Source organism: Pseudomonas sp. FBCC-B1565, assembly GCF_059133265.1.
This window is the reverse complement of sequence record NZ_CP101438.1, coordinates 4,480,127-4,502,974: the sequence shown is the minus strand read 5'-3', so window position 1 is coordinate 4,502,974 and position 22,848 is coordinate 4,480,127. Positions and strand designations below refer to the sequence as shown.

The 22,848-nt window shown below is 63.4% G+C and carries 17 protein-coding genes; 4 read left to right on the top strand and 13 right to left on the bottom strand.

The window, feature by feature from the left end; genetic code table 11:
- Window positions 1-30: 30 nt before the first annotated feature.
- The 4 genes from NL123_RS20695 to NL123_RS20680 all read left to right on the top strand — a co-directional run bounded on the left by NL123_RS20695 (window position 31) and on the right by NL123_RS20680 (window position 4,422).
- On the top strand, window positions 31-2,388 hold the full coding sequence (locus tag NL123_RS20695; RefSeq protein WP_494356243.1) for a DNA polymerase II: 2,358 nt from the start codon (window positions 31-33) through the stop codon (window positions 2,386-2,388).
- Window positions 2,389-2,458: 70 nt separating this feature from the next.
- A complete protein-coding gene (locus NL123_RS20690) occupies window positions 2,459-3,037 on the top strand; it encodes a GNAT family N-acetyltransferase (RefSeq protein WP_248487412.1) in 579 nt (192 codons plus the stop codon).
- Window positions 3,038-3,049: 12 nt separating this feature from the next.
- Window positions 3,050-3,682, top strand: a complete 633-nt coding sequence (locus NL123_RS20685) for a glutathione S-transferase N-terminal domain-containing protein (RefSeq protein WP_248487413.1) — start codon at window positions 3,050-3,052, stop codon at window positions 3,680-3,682.
- 164 nt (window positions 3,683-3,846) lie between these two features.
- Window positions 3,847-4,422 carry a DUF4174 domain-containing protein gene (locus NL123_RS20680; RefSeq protein WP_248487415.1) on the top strand — a complete coding sequence of 192 codons (576 nt, stop codon included), beginning with the start codon at window positions 3,847-3,849 and terminating at the stop codon, window positions 4,420-4,422.
- Window positions 4,423-4,448: 26 nt separating this feature from the next.
- Here the strand turns inward: NL123_RS20680 and NL123_RS20675 are convergent, their stop codons facing one another.
- The 13 genes from NL123_RS20675 to NL123_RS20615 all read right to left on the bottom strand — a co-directional run bounded on the left by NL123_RS20675 (window position 4,449) and on the right by NL123_RS20615 (window position 22,743).
- A complete protein-coding gene (locus NL123_RS20675; RefSeq protein ID WP_248488190.1) occupies window positions 4,449-5,474 on the bottom strand; it encodes an acyltransferase family protein in 1,026 nt (341 codons plus the stop codon).
- Window positions 5,475-5,535: 61 nt separating this feature from the next.
- Window positions 5,536-6,945, bottom strand: coding sequence for a murein biosynthesis integral membrane protein MurJ (gene murJ / locus NL123_RS20670; RefSeq protein ID WP_494356242.1), 1,410 nt, complete (start codon window positions 6,943-6,945; stop codon window positions 5,536-5,538).
- Window positions 6,945-8,372 carry an O-antigen ligase family protein gene (locus NL123_RS20665; protein ID WP_494358331.1) on the bottom strand — a complete coding sequence of 476 codons (1,428 nt, stop codon included), beginning with the start codon at window positions 8,370-8,372 and terminating at the stop codon, window positions 6,945-6,947. The genes murJ and NL123_RS20665 overlap by 1 nt, the downstream gene beginning before the upstream one ends.
- Before the next feature lie 2 nt (window positions 8,373-8,374).
- Entirely contained in the window at window positions 8,375-9,478 is a 1,104-nt protein-coding gene (locus NL123_RS20660) for a glycosyltransferase family 4 protein (RefSeq protein WP_248487419.1), read from the bottom strand.
- Window positions 9,469-10,686, bottom strand: coding sequence for a glycosyltransferase family 4 protein (locus NL123_RS20655; protein WP_248487420.1), 1,218 nt, complete (start codon window positions 10,684-10,686; stop codon window positions 9,469-9,471). Before NL123_RS20655 ends, NL123_RS20660 begins: the two co-directional genes overlap by 10 nt.
- A gap of 8 nt (window positions 10,687-10,694) precedes the next feature.
- Window positions 10,695-12,023 carry a GH39 family glycosyl hydrolase gene (locus NL123_RS20650; RefSeq protein ID WP_248487422.1) on the bottom strand — a complete coding sequence of 443 codons (1,329 nt, stop codon included), beginning with the start codon at window positions 12,021-12,023 and terminating at the stop codon, window positions 10,695-10,697.
- On the bottom strand, window positions 12,013-13,203 hold the full coding sequence (locus NL123_RS20645; protein WP_494356241.1) for a glycosyltransferase: 1,191 nt from the start codon (window positions 13,201-13,203) through the stop codon (window positions 12,013-12,015). The genes NL123_RS20650 and NL123_RS20645 overlap by 11 nt, the downstream gene beginning before the upstream one ends.
- Entirely contained in the window at window positions 13,203-15,194 is a 1,992-nt protein-coding gene (locus tag NL123_RS20640) for a GumC family protein (protein ID WP_248487427.1), read from the bottom strand. Before NL123_RS20640 ends, NL123_RS20645 begins: the two co-directional genes overlap by 1 nt.
- A gap of 15 nt (window positions 15,195-15,209) precedes the next feature.
- Complete coding sequence (locus NL123_RS20635; protein ID WP_248487429.1) at window positions 15,210-15,986, bottom strand: polysaccharide biosynthesis/export family protein; 777 nt, start codon at window positions 15,984-15,986, stop codon at window positions 15,210-15,212.
- A gap of 29 nt (window positions 15,987-16,015) precedes the next feature.
- Window positions 16,016-16,927, bottom strand: a complete 912-nt coding sequence (locus NL123_RS20630; protein ID WP_248487431.1) for a glycosyltransferase family 2 protein — start codon at window positions 16,925-16,927, stop codon at window positions 16,016-16,018.
- A 1-nt stretch (window position 16,928) separates the two neighbouring features.
- Window positions 16,929-18,389 carry a mannose-1-phosphate guanylyltransferase/mannose-6-phosphate isomerase gene (locus NL123_RS20625; protein WP_071495168.1) on the bottom strand — a complete coding sequence of 487 codons (1,461 nt, stop codon included), beginning with the start codon at window positions 18,387-18,389 and terminating at the stop codon, window positions 16,929-16,931.
- Window positions 18,389-19,828 carry an undecaprenyl-phosphate glucose phosphotransferase gene (locus NL123_RS20620; protein WP_248487434.1) on the bottom strand — a complete coding sequence of 480 codons (1,440 nt, stop codon included), beginning with the start codon at window positions 19,826-19,828 and terminating at the stop codon, window positions 18,389-18,391. The genes NL123_RS20625 and NL123_RS20620 overlap by 1 nt, the downstream gene beginning before the upstream one ends.
- A gap of 431 nt (window positions 19,829-20,259) precedes the next feature.
- Entirely contained in the window at window positions 20,260-22,743 is a 2,484-nt protein-coding gene (locus NL123_RS20615) for a TonB-dependent siderophore receptor (RefSeq protein ID WP_494356240.1), read from the bottom strand.
- Window positions 22,744-22,848: the final 105 nt, after the last annotated feature.

Sequence of the window (22,848 nt, the reverse complement as noted above, 5' to 3'; positions counted from 1 at the left end):
CCCTGAAAGCGATTCCTGAGGTGCGGTACGGTGGATTTACAGCAGGGTTTTGTCCTGACCCGGCATTGGCGCGATACCCCGGCGGGCACGGAGGTCAGTTTCTGGCTGGCCACCGACCAGGGCCCGAAGTTTATCCGGCTACCCGTGCAGACCTCGGTGATGTTCATCCCCGAAGCCCATCGCAAGCCGCTGGATTGGCTGCTCAAGGGCGAGCGCGATATCGAACTGCGCCCGTTGCAGTTGTGCGATTTCCATCACCGCCCGGTCCTGGGTCTGTACACCCGCCAGCACCGCCAAGCCATGGACGTAGAAAAACGCCTGCGCGCTGCGGGCGTCGACGTGTACGAGGGCGATGTGCGGCCACCCGAGCGCTACATGATGGAGCGCTTCATCACCGCGCCGGTGTGGTTCGGCGGCACCCCCGACGCTACCGGCGCACTCTGCGATGCGCAGATGAAACCCGCGCCCGACTACCGCCCACCGCTGAAGCTGGTGTCCCTCGACATCGAGACCACCGCCCAGGGCGATCTCTACTCCATCGCCCTTGAAGGCTGCGGCGAACGCCAGGTGTACATGCTCGGCCCGCCGAACCAAACCGATGCGGTGGACTTCAAACTCGACTACTGCGACACCCGCGCGCAACTGCTCGAACGCCTCAACGCATGGCTCGCCGAGCACGACCCCGACGCGATCATCGGCTGGAACTTGGTGCAATTCGACCTGCGCGTGCTACACGAACATGCCCAGCGCCTCAACGTGCCGCTGATGCTCGGGCGTGGCGACGAGCCGATGGCCTGGCGCGAACACGGCAGCCGCAACCACTACTTCGCGGCGGCAGCGGGACGCTTGATCATCGATGGCATCGAAGCCCTGCGCTCGGCCACCTGGAGCTTCGAGTCCTTCAGCCTGGAAAACGTCGCGCAAACCCTGCTTGGCGAAGGCAAGGACATCTCCACGCCGTACCAGCGCATGGACGAAATCAACCGCATGTTCGCCGAGGACAAGCCCGCCCTGGCGCGTTACAACCTCAAGGACTGCGAGCTGGTCACGCGGATTTTCGCCAAGACCGAGCTGCTCAAGTTCCTGCTCGAACGCGCCAGCGTCACCGGGCTGCCGGCCGACCGCAACGGCGGCTCCGTCGCCGCATTCACCCATTTGTACCTGCCGTTGATGCATCGCCAGGGCTTCGTCGCGCCTAACCTGGGCGACAAACCACCCCAGGCCAGTCCCGGCGGCTTCGTCATGGACTCACGGCCCGGTCTCTACGAATCGGTGTTGGTGCTCGATTACAAAAGCCTTTACCCGTCGATCATCCGCAGTTTCCTGATCGACCCGGTCGGCCTGATCGAAGGCCTCAAGCACCCCGACGACAGCGAGTCGGTGGAAGGCTTTCGCGGCGCACGGTTTTCCCGCACCCGACATTGCTTGCCGTCCATCGTCGCACGGGTCTCCGAAGGCCGCGAAGTGGCCAAGCGTGAACACAACGCACCGCTGTCCCAGGCCCTGAAAATCATCATGAACGCCTTCTATGGCGTGCTTGGCTCCAGCGGTTGCCGGTTCTTCGATACACGGCTGGCCTCGTCGATCACCATGCGCGGGCACCAGATCATGCGCCAGACCCGCCAACTGGTCGAAGCCCAAGGCTACGAGGTGATCTACGGCGACACCGACTCCACCTTCGTCTGGCTCGGCAAGGCGCATAGTCAAGCGGATGCCGGGCGCATCGGCCAGGCGTTGGTCCAGCACGTCAACGACTGGTGGCGCGAACACCTGCACAATGAATTCGGCCTGCAAAGCGCCCTGGAACTGCAATACGAAACTCATTTCACGCGCTTCCTCATGCCGACCATTCGTGGCGCGGAGGAGGGCAGCAAAAAGCGCTACGCCGGCCTGGTGGTGCGCAGCGATGGCAGCGAGGACATGGTCTACAAGGGCCTGGAAACCGTGCGCAGCGACTGGTCGCCCCTGGCCCGCCGTTTCCAGCAGGAACTCTACCAGCGCATCTTCCATCGCCAGCCGCACCAGGACTACATTCGCGACTACGTGCGCCGCACCCTGAGCGGTGAGTTCGATGAGTTGCTGATCTACCGCAAACGCCTGCGTCGCCGGTTGGACGACTACGAACGTAACGTGCCGCCCCATGTGCGCGCCGCGCGCCTGGCCGATGAGTACAACGACCGCCTGAACCGCCCGTGCCAGTACCAGCGCGGCGGCTGGATCAGCTACGTGATCAGCGTCAACGGCCCCGAGCCGTTGGAGGTGCGACAAGCGCCCATCGATTACGATCACTACGTCACCCGGCAATTACAGCCGGTGGCCGATGCCATCCTGCCGTTTGTGAATGATGATTTCAGCACCTTGGTCGGCGGGCAAATGGGTCTGTTTTAAAACGCTTGATTCGTCCGTGTGCGAGCCTGCACTCTTGGTCACTGACGACCACCCTGACGGCGCAGTCCCCATGACCGAATTTACCCTGACCGGCACCACGGTCGAACTCTTGCCCCTGCAACGGGCACACAAGGCCGCCTTGCTCGAGGCCGCCGCCGATGGCGAATTGTGGAACCTCAAGGTCACCAACGTGCCGGGCCCGGATACGGTCGACAAGTACATCGACACCGCCCTGGCCGGGCGCGATGCCGGTAGCGTGATCCCGTTCACTCTGGTGCGCCGAGACACCGGCCAGGTGGTCGGTAGCACACGGTTCTGGAAGGTCGACCGGGTCAATCGCAAACTGGAAATCGGCCATACCTGGTTGGCGCTGTCCACCCAGAAAAGCGCCATCAACACTGAAGCCAAACTATTGCTGCTGACCTATGCGTTCGAAGTGCTCGACTGCGTGCGGGTGCAATTCACCACCGATGAACTCAACGAAAAGTCCCGCGCCGCGATCCTGCGCCTTGGCGCCGTGCAGGAAGGCATCGTGCGTCACGAACGCATCATGCCCGACGGGCGCAAGCGCAACTCGGTGCGCTTCAGCATCATCGATTCGGAATGGCCGCAGGTAAAAGCCAACCTGCAGGCCAAACTGCAACGCTAGAAGGGAAGGCCCATGTACACGCTCTACGGCATCGACGAATCCGGCTCCTGCATGATCGAAATCGCCCTGCAGCGCTGTGCGGTGCCGTGGCGCCGGGTCGACGCAGCTTCCTGGGCAGAGGGCGAGGGCAGTGACGAGCTGGCCCGCATCAACCCGCTCAAACAGGTGCCCACCCTGGTGACCCCGGACGGCCAGTTGCTGACGGAAAGCGCAGCGATCCTGATCCACCTGGGCCTGGAATTTCCTGCCTCCCACCTGTTGGCCGGCAACCGCGCGCAGATCATTCGCGGCCTGGTGTATATCGCCGCCAATTGTTACTCGGCGATCGGCATCATTGACTACCCGCAACGCTGGCTCGGCAACGTCAATGAAACCGTGCAGGCGCAGCTTGTCACGGGTACCCGACGTTATCTGCACCAGGCCTGGGTGCTCTTTGCCGACCAGTTTGCCGAGCAATTGTTTGCGCCGGACAACACCCCGAATGCACTGGGCCTGATGGCGGCCGCCGTGTCGCGCTGGGACGAAGCACGGGACGCGTTGAACGGCCTGGCGCCAGGCTTTGCCCAGAGCCTGGCGCAGGTGGATGCCGACCCCATCGTCGCGCCCGTATTTGCTCGGCATTGGCCGCAGTGGAAGGTCTCATGATGTTTCCGCAATCAGTGGAAACAATGACAGCCGCAGCCTCCAAACCCTTGCGTAGCGGGCGTCCTGACCTACGCTTTCTTAAAGTGATGTAGGAATCATCCTTGAATTTGACTGTCGCAGACATGAAACTCAAGAACCCTGCATGGAATTCAAAGGAGGTGCGCATGCTCATCCGGTCGCTGACCCTGGCTACCTTGATGGCTTTTACGGGGCCGCTGTTGGCTGCTGATGATATCAACCCGCTCAAGCAGGACTTGGGCAAGGCCCGACCGCTGGTGGTGGTGGAGCTTGATTCCGGCAACGCCACGTTGGCCGAGCTGAAGAAACAGCTGGACGAGCCTGCGACCAAGCAGTCCTTTGAAGAACGCAGCATGGTGTTCTACACCGTGAAGTTCGGCAGCATCGGTGCCGAAGGCGAGAAGTTCGCCAAGGACCCCAAGGACAGCAAGAAACTCACCCCGCCGGAAACCAACGCGCTGATCCGTGCCCTCAAGCTGGGCGCCGGCAGCGGCACCAAAGTGATCCTGGTGGGCAAGGACGGTGAGAAGAAACTCGAGAAGACTGTACCGCCGGATACCCTCGACCTGAAGGCGTTCTTCAGCGCCATCGACCAGATGCCGATGGCCGAGAAAGAAGCCGCCGCCGCTCCGGAGCCTGAACCCGCGGCCCCGGCACCAGCCAAGGGTGCCAAACCTGCCAAACATGGCAGCAAGCCCGCACCGCAACAGCTGGATGACTGAACCCAAGACCCTGTAGGCGTGAGTGCCTACAGGGTTTTTTGTGGTTTGCGCACCGGAAACGGAAAGTAGAAAAACCGCAAAAACGCCACCCGCTTGATCACTTCCCCGATCAACAACGGCACCACCACTGCCACCACAAAACCCATGCAGGCCGCGACAAACGCGTGCAGCCCCAGGCGCTCCAGCAGGTCAACCGTCTTGTGCTGGATCTCGCCGTGGAAGATCAGCAGGATCAACGTGTTCTGGCCAATGTAGGTCATCGCCCGTGTGATAACGGTCGACACCATCAGCACCCGCGCCAGTGACCAGCACGCGTACACGCCGATCACCGCCAGCAGGCTGGTCCACAACCAGTGGTCGTAGCGGCGCTGCGCCAGGTCCATGGTGGAATGGCTGTAGAGGAACACCGCGGCAAACAAGGACAACGAAATCACCAGCGCGAGCAATGATCCCTCGTGCCGCCTCAGCCAGTCGCGCAGCAGGTAGCCGCAGATGAAGTAAGTGCTGCTGATCAGGGTGATTTCCAGGCCGAAGGGCAGGCCGGGCAGTATCCAGGTGTGCCCGCCGACGGTCACCGGTATTTGCCAGAACCACGGCAGCACCCAGATGCCGATCAACAGTTGCACGGCCATCAGCAGGCAACTCACCGGCAGAGACAGCTTCAGGCGCTGGATCAGGCGCAACATGACCCAACTGAACAGGATGGCGACCCAGAAGTGCGGCAGAAACCACAGCGCCTGCCAGGGGATGGTATCCACCGAGGCGTACAACACGCCGCCGACATCCGGCAGCAGAGGTTGGCCGCGCAGTATGTCGCGCACCAGTACGTACACCAGCATGGTGAAGAAAAACGGCTTGAGCAGGCCATCGGCCTTGCGCACGGCCATCTCCACAAACGGCTGTTCGGGTTTGAAGAACACCCCGGAGAGGAAAAAAAACAACGGCAGGATGAACGAGGCGATGATCGGGTACTGCAACTCCAGCGAGTTCGCCACGAACCAACTGTGGCCATACACGATCATCAGGATGCCGATGCCCTTGGCAATGTCCATTTGAATCCAGCGATGCTTCACCTGACCACCCTTCCTCTAAAAACCGCACCCACAGAAAACCTTACGCCTTGCGCCACGGCCTCAGCCACAGCCCCATCCCCAGCAACACCGCCGCGCCGGCCAGGGTGCTCAGCCCCAGTTGCAGCCACACGCCTTCAACCCGAAACAGCGCCAACGCCGCCACGCCCATCAGCACCGCGCTGAGCAGCCAGCTCCGAGCCCAGGGCAGGGCGCCGAGCAATGCCTGGCGCTGCATCAGCAGCAACGCGGTGCAGAGCACTCCGGCCAGCGCAGCCAGCGGAATCCCGGCCAGGCCGAACACAAACGGCAGCACGCCCAGCAACGCCACATTCACCAGGCTGCCGAGCAGTTCACACCGCAATGGCTGGCGCGTATCGCCCGCAGCGTAGGCATAGCGTGCGAGCAAGGCGTTCCAGGCGCCGAACACCAACGGCACGGCAAACCAGGCCAGCAGCAGCGGCAACGGCGAGTCCAGCGATTGTTTGGGCAGCAGCAACGCCACCAGGCTCGGCGCCGCCGCCACCAGGCCGACCCCGGCGGGCAGGGTCAGCACGCTGGCGGTTTCCAGGCCACGCTTGAGCAGGGCCAGGCGCTCATCGCCCTGGCGCCGACTCATCATGCCCAGCAACACCTGGTTGAGGCTCATCAGCGCAATCAGCGGCAGGTTCATCAGCTTGCGCGCCAGGTTGACCCAGGTCACCGCACCTTCCCCCAGCAAGGACGCCACCAGCCGTTCGATCAAGGCCAGGCCCTGGCTGGCGCCGTTGCTCAACAGCAGCGGGCCGATGCGCTGGCCCAACTCCCGCAGGGGCGCCCACGACCGCTGCCAATGCCACGGTCGCCAGCCCTGGCGCCACATCGACGGCAGCAACGCCAACGGCATCAACAGGCTGCCGGCCAGGCAGGCCAGGGCCAATGAGTGAGGTTCAGTGGCAGTGCCGGCGAAGGCGAGGTAGGTCACCGGCGGCAGGTTGAACAGTAACGAGCCCAGGCCCGCCAGTACAAAGCGCTCGCTGGCTTGTAACGGAATGCTGAACAGCGCATGCAGAATCAGCCCCGGCACGCACCAGGCGACAATCTGCAAGTTGCTGCTGGCGAGCGCCGTGGCACTGGCCGCCAGGCCCGGCCCGAGCAGTTGCACCAGCCACGGCGCCAACACGGTCAGCAGCAGGCTGGTGGCCAGCGCGATCAACAGCAACGCCGGGAACAGTACCGCCAGCCAGCCCAGCCGCTCGTCGTCCTTGCGCGCCAGGTACAGCGGCAGCGCCGCCGCACTCAGCACACCGCCGGCCAACGACATGCGCAGCGCCTCCGGCAAGAACAGCGCGATCAGGAACGCATCACTGCGCTCGCCGGCGCCCCAGGCTGCCACCAGCAACCATTCGCGGGCAAAACCCAGGCACAGGCCCAGCAGTGTCGCCAGCGTCAGCCATGCGGCAGAGCCCAGCATCAGCGCTGTACGCCGTCGAGCAGCGATTTGCGCGAGGTTATGCTTTTTACCTGCGGCAGGCGCGCCGGAAACAGACGCCGCGCTTCCAGCACATTAATGCCCACCATCAGCCAGAACAGCGCGACCATCACCACGGCAAAGCTGAAGTAGTGGTCAAACAGGCCGCTGACCAGCGCCGAGAGAATCCCGGCGGTGGTGCCCAGCCACAGCGCGTTGTCCTTGGTCAGGCGGATCGGGCCGTTTTCCGGACGCGCTTCACGCCACCAGCGTACGGTCACCGCCACGAAGAACAGCATGCCGACAATGCCGGTCTTGTAGATGAAGTTCAGCCACAGGTTGGAGATGCCCAGCAAGTGGGTGTCGGGTACGGGCGGGTCGACCTTGAAGCCGATACCGAACGGGTACGCCGCCACCGCCTGCGGAAACATGCGGTACTCGTCGAAACGTACTTCGGTACTGGCGTTGCTCGACGAAAAAATCGTCGCCAGGCGCTCCTGCAACGGCGGATACGCGATCACCAGCGCCACCGTCAGCGCCGCGCCGATCATCAGCAGGCGCCCGGTGTACGGCACCCGGCGCGTGGCCATCCACAGCAGCACCAGCGCCAGGCTGACCATCGCGCCACGGCTACTGGCCAGCAGCAAGGCGGCGGCGCCCAGGCACGCCACGCCCAGGCCCAGTGCACGCTTCCAGCCTTGCTCGGTCATGCCGAAGCAGAACGCCAGGGGCAGCAGCAACGCCATGATCCCGCCGATGGCATTCGGGTGCATCCACGGCGAGCCCATGCGCGACGACATTGCCTCCAGGCCGAATTTGAGCATGTCGAAGTTGCCGTAGTTGAACAGCGCCAGCACCGGTGCAATGCCGGCCCCGGAGCGTGTGCGCACGAACACCGCAATCGACAGCACCAGCATCGCCAGGCTACCCAGCAGCAGGGCGATCACCAGGGATTCACGGTGCTTGCGGTCCACCAGCAACTTGGCGCAGAGGAACAGCGCCGACAGGCTCAGCAACCAGCGCAGCCAGTTGGCCACGCCGCTGGTGTCGGCGTGAATGGTGACCTGGCCGACGATGAACGGGAACACGCTGAACAGCATCAGCCACAACAGCATCTGGTCGGTGGGGCGGCGGGTGAGGCTTGGCGTATCCGGCAGGCGCGCCAGGAAGTTGTGCCACAGCACCGCGCCCCAGGTCAGCGCCAGGATCGCTTCGCTGACGGTACTGCGAATGCCCAGGTTGATCGTGGAATACGGCATGAATGTGGCGACCAGGGCAAACAGCACCAGGCCCCAGAATGGAAAACGCAGGATGGTCACCGCACCGGCCACGCCGATCACGGCGAGGAACGCCTTGGCCGGCGACAACAGCAGGGCGACGGCACCAAACAGCAGGCCGAAGAGGATGGCGACGAGGCTGGGCAGGTTCACGTTCACTTCAGCTCCTCGATCAGTTCGGCCAGGCGCCCGCGATAGGCGCGATGGTTAAAGCGTTCTGCCCACTGCCGGCATTGTTCGGGCGATTCATCGGCGGCCCGCTCGCCGAGGCTGATCATCAGCTGCGTCAGCGCTGGACCATCGGTGGGCGAAAAGCGCGGTGCCGACGGCGGGGTGATTTCATCCAGCGACGTGCCGCTGGCCACTGCCACCGAGGTGCCGACGCTCAGGGCTTCGATCACCGGCAGGCCAAAACCTTCGGCGTAAGACGGTTGCCACAGGCGCGAAGCCTGGCGGTACAGCGCATGCAATTCGGCATCCGACACGCCACTGAGTGCGCGAATGCCCGGCAGGCTGCGCTGGGCTTCGGGCAAATGATCGAGGCTGCCCACCAGCACCAACTCCGGCACGCTGGGGGACTGGCGTCGCGCCTGCTGCCAGGCTTCCACCAGGAACGGCACGTTCTTGCGCAGCTCGCGGGTGCCCACCAGCAACCAATAGCGCTCGGGCAATTGGCGCGGGCCGAGGTCCGCCGCCAGTTCGGTAAAGCCGTCGACCTGATTGGGCAGCACGCGAATCTTGCCCGCGGCCTTGGGAAACAACCGCGCGGTTTCATCGGCGCTGTACTGCGACGGCGTCCACACCCGGTCGGCGCTGTGCACCGCGTAGGTGATCGACAGGCGATCGCTGGTCTTATAGATGAGCGCCTTCAAGCGGTTGGCGTGGTAGTTGTTCAAGGTGATCTGGAACAGGTCATGCAACAGCACCACGGTGCGCAGGCCCTTGGGTTTGGGCGGCAACGGCAGGCCCATGTTGAAGGTGCTGATGTACAGGTCGATGTGGTGCTCGCGCAACGCCCGTGGCAGAAACCCGGCTTCGAAGCGCAGGCGATTCTGCGGCTGGTGCATGGCGGTCTTGGCGCAACCCCAGGCCGGGCAGTGCGCCTGCAAGCGGGTTTCATCGCCCAGGGGCGCCACGGTAAACCGCTCAAGCTCGATGCCGGGCAGACCGCGCAGGGCGCTTTCCAGTGCATACACCTGGCGGCTGATGCCCGATTGCGGCGAGGTGCCGACGGTGCGGTAATCCAGGCCTACACGCATGCGGGCTCCTTTTGATTCTGGGGCGAAAGGGTCGTGTAGACCTTTTCCAGCTGGCTGGCGGCGACGCCCCAGTCATGGGCACGACGCACATAGGCGCGGCCGGCTTCACCCATGGTCGTGGCGGCATCGGGAAATTGCAGCAGGCGCACCACGGCATCCGCCAGGCTCGCAGCGGTCTGCCCGCCGAGGTAATCCAGGCCTTCCACCAGGTCCAATCCCGATACGCCTTGCTCGGTACTTGCCAGCGGCAAGCCGGCGGCCAAGGCTTCCAGTACCTTGAGCTTGGAGCCGCCGCCATGGCGCAACGGCGCCAGGAACACCGAGCAGCTCGATTGCAGGCTCAGCAGGTCGGGCACAAAACCCTGCCACTCGATACGCGGGTCCGGCCAGCGTGCCCGCCAGCTGTCGGGCATGCCGAAGCCGCACACGCTCATGCGTACGTCGGGGCAGCGTTCCCAGACCTGGGGCAGGATCTCATCCAGGGCCCACTCGATGGCATCCACGTTGGGCGCGTATTCGTAGTTGCCGAGGAACAACACGCGGCGGGTGGTTGGGTCAGGGCGGGCGGCGGCGAAGTGATCGCAGTCCACGCCGTTGACCACCACCGACACCGGTTTGCCGGCGATTTTCCCCAGTACCTGTGCGTCGCTGTCGGTTACCGCGATCACCTGGGCGGCCTGACGCATCACGCGGCGTTCCCAGCGGGCATAGCGCCATTGATCGTAGCGAATGAACGGCAGCGACCAGCCCGGCAAACGGTCATACGTGGCGGCGCCAAGGGCCGATTCAACGTTGTGTTCCGTCAGCACAAAGGGTTGGGACTTGCGCGCCAGCACCTCTTCATACGGCTGGAAGCTGTAGCTGTGTTCGATTTGCACCACGTCCCAAGGGTCACCCAGCAACCAATTGAAGGTGTCCTGCAATTCACCCGACAAACCATTCACGCTGGCCAGCAGCGGGTAGGGCGCAAACAGTCCGGCCAACAGGGTCGTCACGCTGCGCAGAGGGCGGCGCGGCAGGATGATCAGTTGTTCGAGAAACGCTTCCAGCACCTGGCGGTCGGTAAGCGACACCGGGTGTTTGTCATGCAGCAGCAGGGTGATCCGGTGCCCGCGCGCGGCGAGGTTGCGCAGCAGATGGAACTGGCGCGTCTTGCCGCCGCTGGTGGCGGGCCAGGGTGAATAGGGCAGGATCCATAAAATGCGCATGGCAGGCCTCAGTCCCATAACAGAATTTGCAGGTTCGACTTGACCGGTACGGTCAGGCCGCTGGTGCCGCTTACCGGGGTTTGTGTGCCGCGCAGCGGGTCGTACAGGGTGGCGCTGGCCAGGCCTGGCAAGTGGGCGTTGCCGCCCTGGGCGGCCCAGAAGAACCACAGCTTGCGCCCGTCGGCGCGGGTCCAACCGATGCTGAACAGGCCGTCGGGCAACTGGTCGGCAACCGGCGGATCGCCCGGCGTGAGCGTCGGCCCACTGACGTCGAGGAAGTTCTTCAAGGCGGTGTAGACGGGCTTGGGGTTGGTGTCGATATCCAGCAAGCCATAGGAGCGGTCACGCACGCTGGCGCGCTGGTCGAGGTCGCTCAGGGTGAACAGGAAGATCTTGTCGAAATCCATCGCACTCATCAGCGCCAGGCGGCGGACCACGTAGTCGGCCTGGGCCTGGAGGGTGATGATGTCCTGGGCGTCCTTGGGCCCCTTGTAGGTTGACCAGCCCCACTCGGTGCTCCACAGCGTGTTCACGCCGCCGTTGCGCAGGGCCTGGTTGAGCTGGGTGGTCTTGGCGATGAAGTCCAGGTTGGCCGGGTCGTTGCCTTCGGGCAATTGGGTGTAGGGGTGATAGGAAATCACGGTATTGAGGCTGGCCACGCCGAGTGCGCCCAAGGCGTCGAACATGGTCTGGCCATTGGGCATTTCGCTGAAGAACGCCATGCCGGCGGCCACTACCGGTTTGCTCGGGTTCACGGCGCGCAAGGCGTTGGTGGTGACGCTCAACAGATTCGCATACCCGGCAGGGTCTGCCGCCGGGCGCCAGAAGCCGATCAGGTTCGGTTCGTTCCAGACTTGCCAGGCCTCGACGCTGGGGTAGCGCTGGGCCAGCATGGCCATGCGATTGGCGAACACGTTGGGGTCTTTCGGCGGGTACTGGTCCGGGTACAACGACAGCGGCGGGGCGCTGCTGATAAAACGCGCCGACCCCACCAGGTAAAACACCGACTTGATCTGGTTCTGCTGCAGCTTGCCCACCAGCTCATCGAGGGTGGCGAGCTTGTATTGGTTCTGCGCGGTTTCCAGCTGATCCCAATGCAGGTCCAGGCGCACCCACTCCAGGCCCAGGGCCTTGAGGCGGTCGATCTGCTTCTGGTAGCGCTCGGGGCTGAACCACAGGAACTGCGCATTCACCCCCAGGAAATCTTTCCACACCACCTCCTTGCTGCCCTTGAGCACATGGCTTTCGGCATCCGCCTGGCGTCCCCACAAGAATGCGGTCAGGCCCAGGGCGGCGACCACCGCGAGGGTGGCGAGGTAGGTGCGTTTACGCGCCATAAGGGGCTCCGCTGATGGCCTGCTCGAAGAGCTGCTTGAATTTCTGCGCGGTCAACGGCCACAACCGTTCGCGGCCAATTTCCCCGGCGCGTTCGGCCCAATCCCGGGCCAGCAGCGGTGTACGTGCCAGCCGCAGCAGTTGTTCGCCGAGCGCGGCCACATCACCCTCGGGGTAGATCGCGCCGTTACCGCTGGCGACTTCCTCGGCAAATGCGCGCGCGTCGGAGGTGATCGCGCCGCGCCCGCAGGCGGTGGCCCAGGACAGTGCGCCACTGGTGCCGCGCTGGCGTCCCAGCAGGCCGAGTTTTTTCGATTCACGGTAGGGCAGCACCATCACGTGGTGCGCCTGGATGGTCTGGGCGATTTCATCCGCCGGCAGGTTCAGGCGCCAGTCGATGGCGTCGGTCAGGCCCAGCTCAGCGATCTGCGCATTTAACTGCTCCAGGTAATTGCCGCCTGCGCCAAATGCCATTTCCGCGGCGGTGCCGCCAGCCAGGGTCAGGCGCACGCGATCGCGCAATTCGGGGGCTTGCTTGAACACATCCGCCAAGGCCTGCACCAGGTCTTCGATGCCTTTGCCCCGGTAGATAAACCCGAAGTACAGCAGGCGCAGCGTGTCGAGGGTGGGTAACGGTACCGCTGGGATCGGCAGGTTGGCATGGTTGATCACCGCGACTTTGCCGGCCGGCAGTTGCATGCGCTGGCTCAGGCAGTCGGCACCCAGGCGGGTGAGGGTCACCAGCCGGGTCAGTCCCTTGGCGACCTGGCGTTCTTCACGCAGGGTCAGTGGGTCGGCCAGCACCACGGCGGCCTGGGGCAAGGGGCTGGGCAGACGTTCCATCAGGTTCAAGGGGAACGGCAGGTGCTCACGGCGCCACACCATGCGTTCCGGGTCATGCACGGTCGCGGTCAGCGGCAACCGGGGGTAAGCCTTGCGCAGTTCACGCAAGGCCAGGAATTCCCCCAGGCGCCCGCCGCCCAGTTCGGCGTGTACCAGGTCGACGGCCTGCCAGTCGAACGCGTCGATGGCCTGCTTGATCGCTTCGCTGTTGCCCGCCACCCCGGCCAACGGTGTCAGCACCGTCACACCGAGGTGTTCCAAGGCCGTGCGGAAATGGTTCGCGTAGTCGGCGATCCCGTTTTTCTCCGGCGGCAAGGGCGCGAGCAAGGCGATTCGCATCAGAACGCCCCCCGGTACTTGCCGATGGTGCGCAGCACTTTGCTCGGCACTTCAAACTTGCGACGGTTGATGATGATGCCGTCCACCTTGCCGAACGCGGTGTTGAGGATCGACAACGCATGCTCCACCACTGGCACGGTACTTTTGCGCGCTTCCACCACCAGCCCGATCAGGTCGGCGCGGCGCAGGTCGACGAACGCCTCGCGGTTGTCCAGCAAGGCCGAAGCATCCAGCAGCACCACCTCACCCGGCGCAGCGGTTTCCAGGCCGCCGACGCGCACGTTGATGCCGTTTTCACTGAGCAATTGGCGCAGTTGCTCGACCACAAAGGTCACCCCTTCGCCATGGCGCGCCGAGGTCAGGCCCAGGGTCACGCCCTGTTCGGCAATGCGCTCGGGCTGCAGCAGGCTGTACAACCGGTAGATGCTCGCATTGAACGCGTTGGTGCTTTGCGCGGTGGAGGTGTCCAGCTCCGGCAGGGTGGTCCACAGCGGCAGGCCGAACTTGCGCTCCACCAGGCCACCGTCGTGAATACGCTGGTCGAGCAGGTAGCACAGGTAGATCACCAGCAGGCCGACCACGATGGCAAACGGGATCGCCAACACCAGCATCACCAGGGTTTTCGGGAAGATGCGGCCTGGGTTCAGGGTGGCTTCTTCGATCACGGCGATGTTGCTGATCTGGCTGTTGTCCAGCTCACGGTCGATGCGCGATTTTTCCAGGTTATCCACGTACAGCGCGTAGTTGCGCTCGGTGGTGTTCAGCTCGCGGGAGAGGCGGGCCAGCTCCGGTTCGATCTCCAGGGCCTGCTTACGTTGCTCCTCCAGGTTCAGCAGTTGTTTCTGCTGTTGCACCAGTTGGGTACGCAGTGCCACGTTGTTGCTGGTTTCATCCAGCAATACGCGCTGCAAGTGGATTTCCAGGGTGTTCGGCGCACGGTTCTCCGAGGCTTGCACCGTGTTGCTCTCGCTGTTGACCTGCATCTGCATGGCCCGGATCGACGCGTCCAGGGCTTTGACCGGCGGCGCGTTGTCGGTGTAGGTGCGCATCATGTCGGCCTTTTCCAGCAGCTTCTGGTTGAGCAGGCGACGCAAGTCCTGCTGCTGCGGGTTCAGGGCGATCTGGCGTACGGTGGTGACTTCCTTGGGCTGGCCCTTGAGCTGGGTGCGCGTGCTCTGGATCGCGCTGTCGGACGAGGCGATCAGTCGCGTCGTGTTGAACGTCTCACCGCGCAGCACGTTGATGCGCTCGGACAAATCCTCCAGGCGGTCGGTGATGCTCGCCGCGCCGATCTCGTTCAGGTGCGTGAGGATCTGCTCCTTGTAGCTCTTGATCTCGGTGGCGCTGTTGGCCACCTGGCCTTCATAGAACGCGTACAGGCTCTTGCGCCCCAGAGCCTCGGTACGTTCGTTGATGTAGGTCTCGACCCAATCCTTGACCACCGCCTGGGCGATTTCCGGGTCGCCCCACTTGAAGCTGATGTCCATCACCGTGGAACCGGCGGCGTGGCTGACTTCGAAGTTCTTCTCCAGGCTGGCGGCCAGGCGTTCCACCGGCGTGGTTTTTTCCACGACACCGACGGTTTCCAGCACCACGCGCAGGCCATCGAACACCGCGCCCACGCCGCTCTTGGCGTAGTACTTGGTGCGCTTCCAGAAACCTTCCGGCGGCGGCGCGTTCTCGATCACTTCCAGGTAGTGCTCGGCCACCGCACGCACGATCGGCCGGCCGGTGAGCAGGCGCTCTTCGTCGACAATCGGGTCGCGCTGGGTACTGGGCATCACCAGCGCCTGGCGGTTGCTGATCTCGATAGGCAAGGTCGAGTCACGCCCCGGCTTCACCAACAGGCGCGCGGTGGACTCGTACTTGGCCGGCAGCAGGAACGCCCCCAGCAGGATGATCACCAGCGCCGCAATCGCCGCCAGTTTGAACTCATGCCGGAAGATGAAGAACAAGCGCAGAAGATCACGAAAAGAACGGATCTCGATCATTGGGATGTCGCTCCTTTAGTTGTTGCCGCCGCTGGTTCGGGTGTAGTTGTAGCCAACCCCGATCGACTTGGTGAACGGGATCAGTTGGTTCATGTAGGTATCCACCCCTTGGATGCGCTCGCCCACGTTGGACTTGGGCACGAACACCACGTCGCCGCGTTGCAGGCGCACGGGTTTGCGCCCGTTGGGGCCGGTCTTGAGCAGTTGGCTGAAGTCCAGGAAGTACGCGCGATAGGCACCCTGGGCGTCTTCGCGCAGCAGGGCGACCATGCTGGCGTTGCCCGCCGGGCTGACCCCGCCGGCCCCGATGATGGCTTGTTCCAGGGTGTTGGCTGTGGCGATCTGCACCGCCGTCGGGTTGTTCACCGCGCCGCCGACGATGATCGAGCCGCTCGGTGCCTGGTTGATGTTCACCGTCACGCGCGGTTCGCGGTAGATGGGCGCGAGCTTGCCGGTCAACTCCGTGGCCAGTTCCGACGGCTGGCGACCGGCGACCTGCACCGGCCCCAGGAACGGGTAGTTGATCTTGCCGTCGGTCTGCACCGTGTATAGCGTCAGCTCATAGATGGTGCTGACGTTGAACGCCGACAGTGTCGGCATCTCGCCGGCATCGCGCACGATGCGCAACTGGTCGCCGATGCGGATGCGTTCCACCGCCGGCGGCAATTGCGCCAGCTGGTCGAGGGCGCGCTTGCCGGCCTCGACGGTGTCACTGTCGGGCGGGACGATGCGTGCCGGCGTGTTGCAGGCGGCCAGGGCCATCATGGCCACGACGAGCAGGGTTCGTTTCATCAAGGGGGACTTCCTGTAGGTCATGATGCTCACCTCCAATAACCGGGAAACATGCTGATGCGCCGCTTGAGGGCGAGGGGGAGGCGACGCTCCAGTTGACCCAGCCGGTAGCCGAGCAGTTTGAACGCACTGCGCACCAGTACTTCGGGAACACGGTGCAGGGCGCCGGCCTTGCGCAAGGCCGCCAGTTCAGCCAGCACGTAGCGTTTGCCTTCGCCACCTGCGTCGCCAAAGGCCTGCTTGATCCATGGCTCGCGGCCGTAGAACACGCCGATGTCGAAGTAGCGGTGAAACTCATCCATGAGTTTGTAATCGTGGGAGTGATGCACCAATGCCGTGGCGGCATAGCGCACCTTGTAGCCATCGAGCAGCATGCGCGCCGCCACGTAGGCGTCCTCGCTGCCGATCACATCGGCCGGGAAACCGCCCACCGCCTCCAGCACGCTGCGCCGGTACACGGAAAACGAGTCGGAACTGAAGCAGGTCTTGATCCCCAGCTCCGGCGCATCGGCCAGGCTTTTGCTGCGGCTGTGTTCGGGGTAGTTGAAGTGCCGCGACTGCGCACCCAGTACTCCGGCGTCGGGGTGCGGCAACTGGCGACCGTAGGCCACGCCGTTGAGCGGGTCCTGCTGCAATTCGGCGAGCAGGTTGGCGAAGGTTTCCGGGGTGGCGGGGATCGCGTCCTGGGTCATCACGATCAGCGCGTCGCCGCCCACCTGTTCGCTGGCCCAGCGCCGGGTGCCGCCGTGGTTGAAGTCACGTGCGTCGATCACCTCGACCCGCGCCCCGAATTCGCGAAAGCGCGCCGCGGTGTCATCGTTGGAGGCGCTGTCCACCACCAGCATCTCGTCAGGTTGCAGGGTTTGCATCTTCAGCGCCGGCAGTAGGCGGCCCAGATGGCTGGAGGCGTTACGGGTCGGGATGATCAGTGAGGTGAGCATGTCATTTCTTCACTTCTGCGGGCGCGCGCCCGTAGATGTCGTCGAAGCGCACAATGTCGTCCTCGCCCAGGTACTCGCCGCTCTGCACCTCGATCATCACCAGGTCGATGATGCCGGGGTTGGTCAGGCGGTGTTTGTGCCCGGCGGGGATGTAGGTGGACTCGTTGGCGTTGATCAGGAATTCACGCTCGCCGTTGGTGATCTGCGCCGCACCGCTGACCACTACCCAGTGTTCGCTGCGGTGGTGATGCATCTGCAACGACAGCGACGCCTGCGGCTTGACCACGATGCGCTTGATCTTGAAGCGGCTGCTTTCCTCCAGCACGGTGTAGGTGCCCCACGGCCGGGTGACGGTGCGGTGCAGGCTGTACGCCGGGTGGTTCTGGCGCTTGAGCTCGGCGACGATGTAGCGCACGTCCTGGCTGCGGTGGGCGTCGGCGATCAGCAGGGCGTCAGGGGTGTCGACGATGATCAGGTCGCGCACGCCCACGGCGCCGAGTACGCGCTTGGGCGAGTCGATGTAGCAGTTGTGCACGTCATGCAGAATCGCTTCGCCATTGACCTGGTTGCCATGGGCGTCGCTGGGGGTGAGCTGGCGCAGGGCTTCCCACGAGCCGATGTCGCTCCAGCCGATGTCACAGGGCACCACGGCGACTTGCCTGGACTTTTCCATCAGCGCCACGTCGATCGACACATCCGGCGCACTGCCGAAGGCGTCCGCGTCCAGCTCGCGCTGGCGTGAGGTCTTGTTCTGCAGATGCTGGCTGTGCTCCAGCGCTGCGCGGGCAGCGTCCAGTACGTCCGGTGCATGGGCGGCGAGTTCGTCCACCAGGGTGCTGGCCTTGAAGCAGAACATGCCGGCGTTCCACAGGTGTTTGCCGCCGTCGAGGTAGCCTTGGGCGGTGGCCAGGTCGGGCTTTTCCACGAAGCGCTTGACCCGGTAGCCGGTGCCCAGCGCCTCGCCCTGTTCGATGTAGCCAAAGCCAGTTTCCGGATGATCCGGCTGAATGCCGAAGGTCACCAGGTAGCCGGCTTCGGCCAGGTCGCGGGCCTGGGTCACGGCCTCGGCGAACGCCACTTCATTGAGGATCAGGTGGTCGGCGGGCATCACCAGCAACTGCGCGTCACCGCCGAAATGTTCCTGCACATGCAACGCCGCCACGGCAATCGCCGCCGCCGTGTTGCGGCCAAACGGCTCCAGCAGCAGGTCCAGGGGCAGGTGGGCCTGGTTGACCAGACGGTAGTCATCCAGGGTGCGGAACAGCAGGTCGCGGTTGGTCACCGTCAACACGCTTTCCACACCCGGCAGCTTGGCTGCGCGCTGGAAGGTTTTCTGCAGCAGGCTCTGGCCGTCGCGCATGCGCATGAACGGCTTGGGCATGTTCTGCCGGGACACCGGCCACAGCCGCGTGCCCGAACCACCGGAAATGATGCAGGGAATTAATCCGTTGAGTGTGTTCATCAATAGACTTCCTTGGTGGAAAGGACGGCCGGTACCGTCATGAAGACGATGTACAGGTCAAACCACACCGACCACTTGGAGATGTACTCCAGGTCGTACTCGACCCGTTTCTGGATCTTGAACAGGGTGTCGGTCTCACCCCGGTAGCCGTTGATCTGCGCCCAGCCGGTGATGCCTGGCTTGACCCGGTGCCGCGAGCTGTATTCGCTGACCGCCACTTCAAACGGAATGCCCGCGGCCTTGGTCGCGGTGGCATGCGGGCGCGGGCCGACCATGGACATGTTGCCCAGCAGCACGTTGAACAGTTGCGGCAGCTCGTCGATGCTGGTCTTGCGGATGATGCGGCCCACGCGGGTGATGCGCGGGTCTTCGCGGGTGGTCTGGCGTTCGGCGGTGAAGTCGCTCTGGTCGGTGTACATCGAGCGGAACTTGAACACGCGGATTTCGTTGTCGTTGTAGCCGTAGCGGTTCTGGCGAAACAGCACCGGGCCTTTGGAATCGAGCTTGATCGCAAGCGCCGTCGCCAGCATCACCGGCGACAGGCACACCAGCGCCAGGCTGGCCAGCAGCAAGTCCTCGCAGCGCTTGATTACCGGCGACCAGCCGCGCAGCGGCAACTGCGAGGTGTTGAACATCAGGATGCCGCCCACGTCGGTAATCTTGCTGTGGCCGTAGCGCAGGGCAGCCATGTCCGGCACCAGCATCACGTTCACCGACAGCTGCCGCAGGCGGTTGACCAAACCATGGATGCGCTGCTCGGCGGCCCAGGGCAGGCAGATCATCACTTGGTTGACCTGTTCGGCGCGGATCAGTTTTTCCAGGTCGCGGGTGTTGCCCAGCAGGGGCAGGTTGCTCAGTTCCTTGGGAATGCGCTCGGTGCGGTCGTCGATGAACCCGACCAGGCCGGAACGGATGTCACCGTTGCGCAGCAGGTGATCGGCGACGTGTACGGCGGTGTCGGTAAAGCCCAGGATCACCGTGCGTTGCAGGAATTTGCCGGCACGCATCAGCTTGCGATACAGGCGCAGCATCAGCAGGCGCTCCAGGCATAACAGCCCCAGGCTGGCGACGTACCAGACCGCCAGGTTGCGCGGGGTCAATTGCGGGAAGAACTGCAGGATCTGGTACATGAACAGCAGGATGCAAAAGGCTGCCGTCCAGGCCTTGATCTTGGTTTTCAGGCGCAGGCGATTGCTGAACAGTTCTTCGGAATAGATGCCCAGGGCCTGGAACAGAATAATGGTGAGGACCGCAAAAAATACCAGCAGGCCCAGGAAGTGGGCACGCAGCTCAGGGGCCATCGGGTCGAGGAAAAGCACCAGGACCAGAGGGGGCAGAATGGCCGTCAGGCCATGGACCAACTTGACGAAAACAACAAAGAACTCAACAAAACCGGCGCGCGTTAAGAACAGGCTGTCGACGGACGACTTCTCTCGCATACAAACATCCCTCATTGCACTCCAGCCTTCACTGTTCGACGGTTTGTTCAATAAGCGCTGGCTTGCTTTAGAACTAGGGTCGAACGACTACGCTGGGTAATACGCAACTAGCCATTCCAAATGCGGCTATCCATTTGACTGGGTTTTGCGGGGTAGTGACTAAAGGAGTGTTCCTTTGATGTGTGTTCAGTCAACGAATTGACAGTGGTGCGGAGGCGGCATGCTAGACAGGTTAATCAGTCTTTTTTGCGGCATTTTATTGACATTCCTTGTCCGAACACTCGGTGATTGGGTGTGTTTTTGAGTGTAGGAACAAATGTCAGATTTTTCCTGCTTAAAGGAAAAACCTTTTTCAAAGCGAGGTAGGAAAGGGGGACAAAGAGGGAGCGGCAGGGCGCACTAAGTGCCCTGCCGCCGGGGCTTTCATCGGCTCAGAAGTTGCCTTTCAAACTCACGGTAAAATTGCGCGGTTCACCGTAGAAGTTACCCCAGGAGGCGGTACCGACCGTGTTGTAATAACTTTTATCGAACAAGTTGTTGCCGTTGAGCGCCACGGTCCAGGTGTCATCGAGGCGATACGCCACGCGCGCGTTCCAGGTGGCGTAACCGGCCTGTTCCAGTTTGATGGTTTGCACGCGGTAGTTGCTGCTCTGGGCATTGACTCCGGCGCCCACGCTCCATTTCGACAGTGCGCCATCGAGCTGGTAGTCACCCCACACGCGCAGCATGTGTCGAGGCACATAGGTGTTGGAGACGCCGCCTTCTTTTGTGCTGTCAATGGTGTTCAGGGATTTGGTCTGGGTGTAGGTGTAGCCGCCGAACAGTTGCAGGCGCTCGAGCACTTCACCGCTGATTTCGGCCTCCACGCCTTGGGCGCGCACCTTGCCTTTATCGGTGTAGCAATAGCCATCGGCAGAGGTCGGGCAGAAGCTGTTGTAGTCGGTTTCGGCGCCGTTTTTCTCGATGGCACGGAACAATGCCAGGGAGCTGTTGAGGCGCCCATCGAACCATTCGCCCTTGATACCCAGCTCGTAGTTGTCGCCGATTTTCGGCTTGAGCGCCGCGCCATCGGCCGTGGCATATGAGCTTTGCGGCTGGAAGATATCGGCGTAGCTGGCGTACACCGAGAGGTGCTCGTTGAGGTCGTAGATCAGTGCGGCGAACGGCGTGACCTCGCCGGTTTCCTTGGTGTGCGCATCTTGCAGGGACCACTCGCCCCAGCCCAGGTTATAGGACTCGCGCCGGTTGTCGTACCAGCTCACGCGACTGCCGACGATGAACATCAACGGCTCGGCCAGGCGCAGGCGCAAGGTGGCATAAGTACCGTATTGGGTGGCGGTTTCCTTGACCGTGCCGCCACGGTACATGTTCGGCCAGAAGGTGCTGTTGGCCGGTTCCGGGAAGTGGTGGTCGGGCTGGTAGATGCTCTGGCGTCTGGGCAGGTTCTGGATCGCATAGACGTCGTCCTGGGTTCCGCGGCTGCCGTTGGCGCCGAGGATCACTTCGTGTTCCAGGCCGAAGGCTTCGAACTTGCCGTCGATATAGGCGTCGAGGCCGTAGTCCCTGTGGTCGTAGTCCATCAGCGCTGCATAGGAGTTGGCCGTCGGCGCCGGGTCGCCATAGTTGATGGTGCCTTCGCTGGCGGCGTATTTGGTGTCTTGCAGGTTGCGGCTGTGCACTGCCGAGACCTTGAGTTTCCAGTCATCGTTGAAGTGGTGGGTGACGTCGGCAAAGAACGTGGTGCGCCGGCTTTGCCAGTCGTTCCAGGATTGGCCAAGGCAGGTCGAGCGGCTGAGGTTGGCGCTTTTGCCGTCGGCGTAGCGCGGCAGGCCACCCCAGCACGGGGAGGCATCGACATCTTCGTAGCTGGCGCCGACGCCCAGGGTCGTGTCAGGTGTGAGGTCAAAATCCAGTGCACCGTAGAACGCCTGGTCCTTGCGCTTGGCGATGTCCATGTAGGACCCGCGATCCTGCTGGCTCACCGCCGCGCGGCCACGCAGCGTGCCGCTGTCATTCAGTGGGCCGCCGGTGTCGAGATCGGCGCGGTAGTTGTCCCAGGTGCCGGCCGACAGCGACAGGCTGGTGGTGGGCTTGGCCTGCGGGCGCTTGCGCACAAAGTTCACCGCGCCGCTGGCGGTGCCGGCCCCCTTGAGCATGCCGGCGGCGCCCTTGAGCACTTCCACCCGGTCATAAATTGCCATGTTCGCACTGAAGCTGTCGGCCTGGACGTAGTCCTTGCCCATGTCCAGGGGCACGCCGTCGTACTGGTACTGGCCGAGCATCTTGAAACCACGGGAGTAGAAATACTTGCCACCCATGGGCGACTCGTAGGAGGTGATGCCGGGCGTGCGCTCCATCACGTCGTCGATGGTGGTGACGTTCTGGTCGTCCATGAATTGGCGGGTCATCACGCTCACCGATTGCGGGGTTTCCCGCAGGCTGTGTTCGCCCTTGCCGATGGTGACCGCACCGGTGGTATAGGAGCCGGTGCCCTCGGTGCTGGCACCCAGGCGTTCGCCGTTGATAAGGGTAGCGCCCAGGCTCAGCGCGCCGGTGGCGGCCACTTGCGGCAATAGCATCCATGTGCTGTTGCCCTGGCGTTGGGCTTCAAGGCCTTGGCCGCGCAGCAATTGCTCAAGCGCTTGCTGAGGATCAAGGCGGCCGCTCAAGCCCGGGCTTGTCTTGCCGGCGACGCTGGTGGCGTCGTAGGACAGGCTGATACCGGCCTGGCGTGCGAACTGATCCAATGCAGCGGCGAGGGCGCCGGCAGCGATGTTCCAGTCACGGGCCTGGGTGGCGCTGGCCGGTGTCTCGGCCATCACGGACAGGGGCAGGGCACTGCTCAGGCAGACGCCGAGCAAGGCCGCCTGCACGGCGCGCTTGAGGGGTGAACGTTGGGAGGGGAACGCTTGCATGACCGCGGGGTGCTCCTGAAGGAAGTGGACAGAACCGGCCTGTTGATCGGCCTTTCCTTACAGGTCGAGCGGCAATGAGAATTCACCTCATTTATTTTTTGAAAG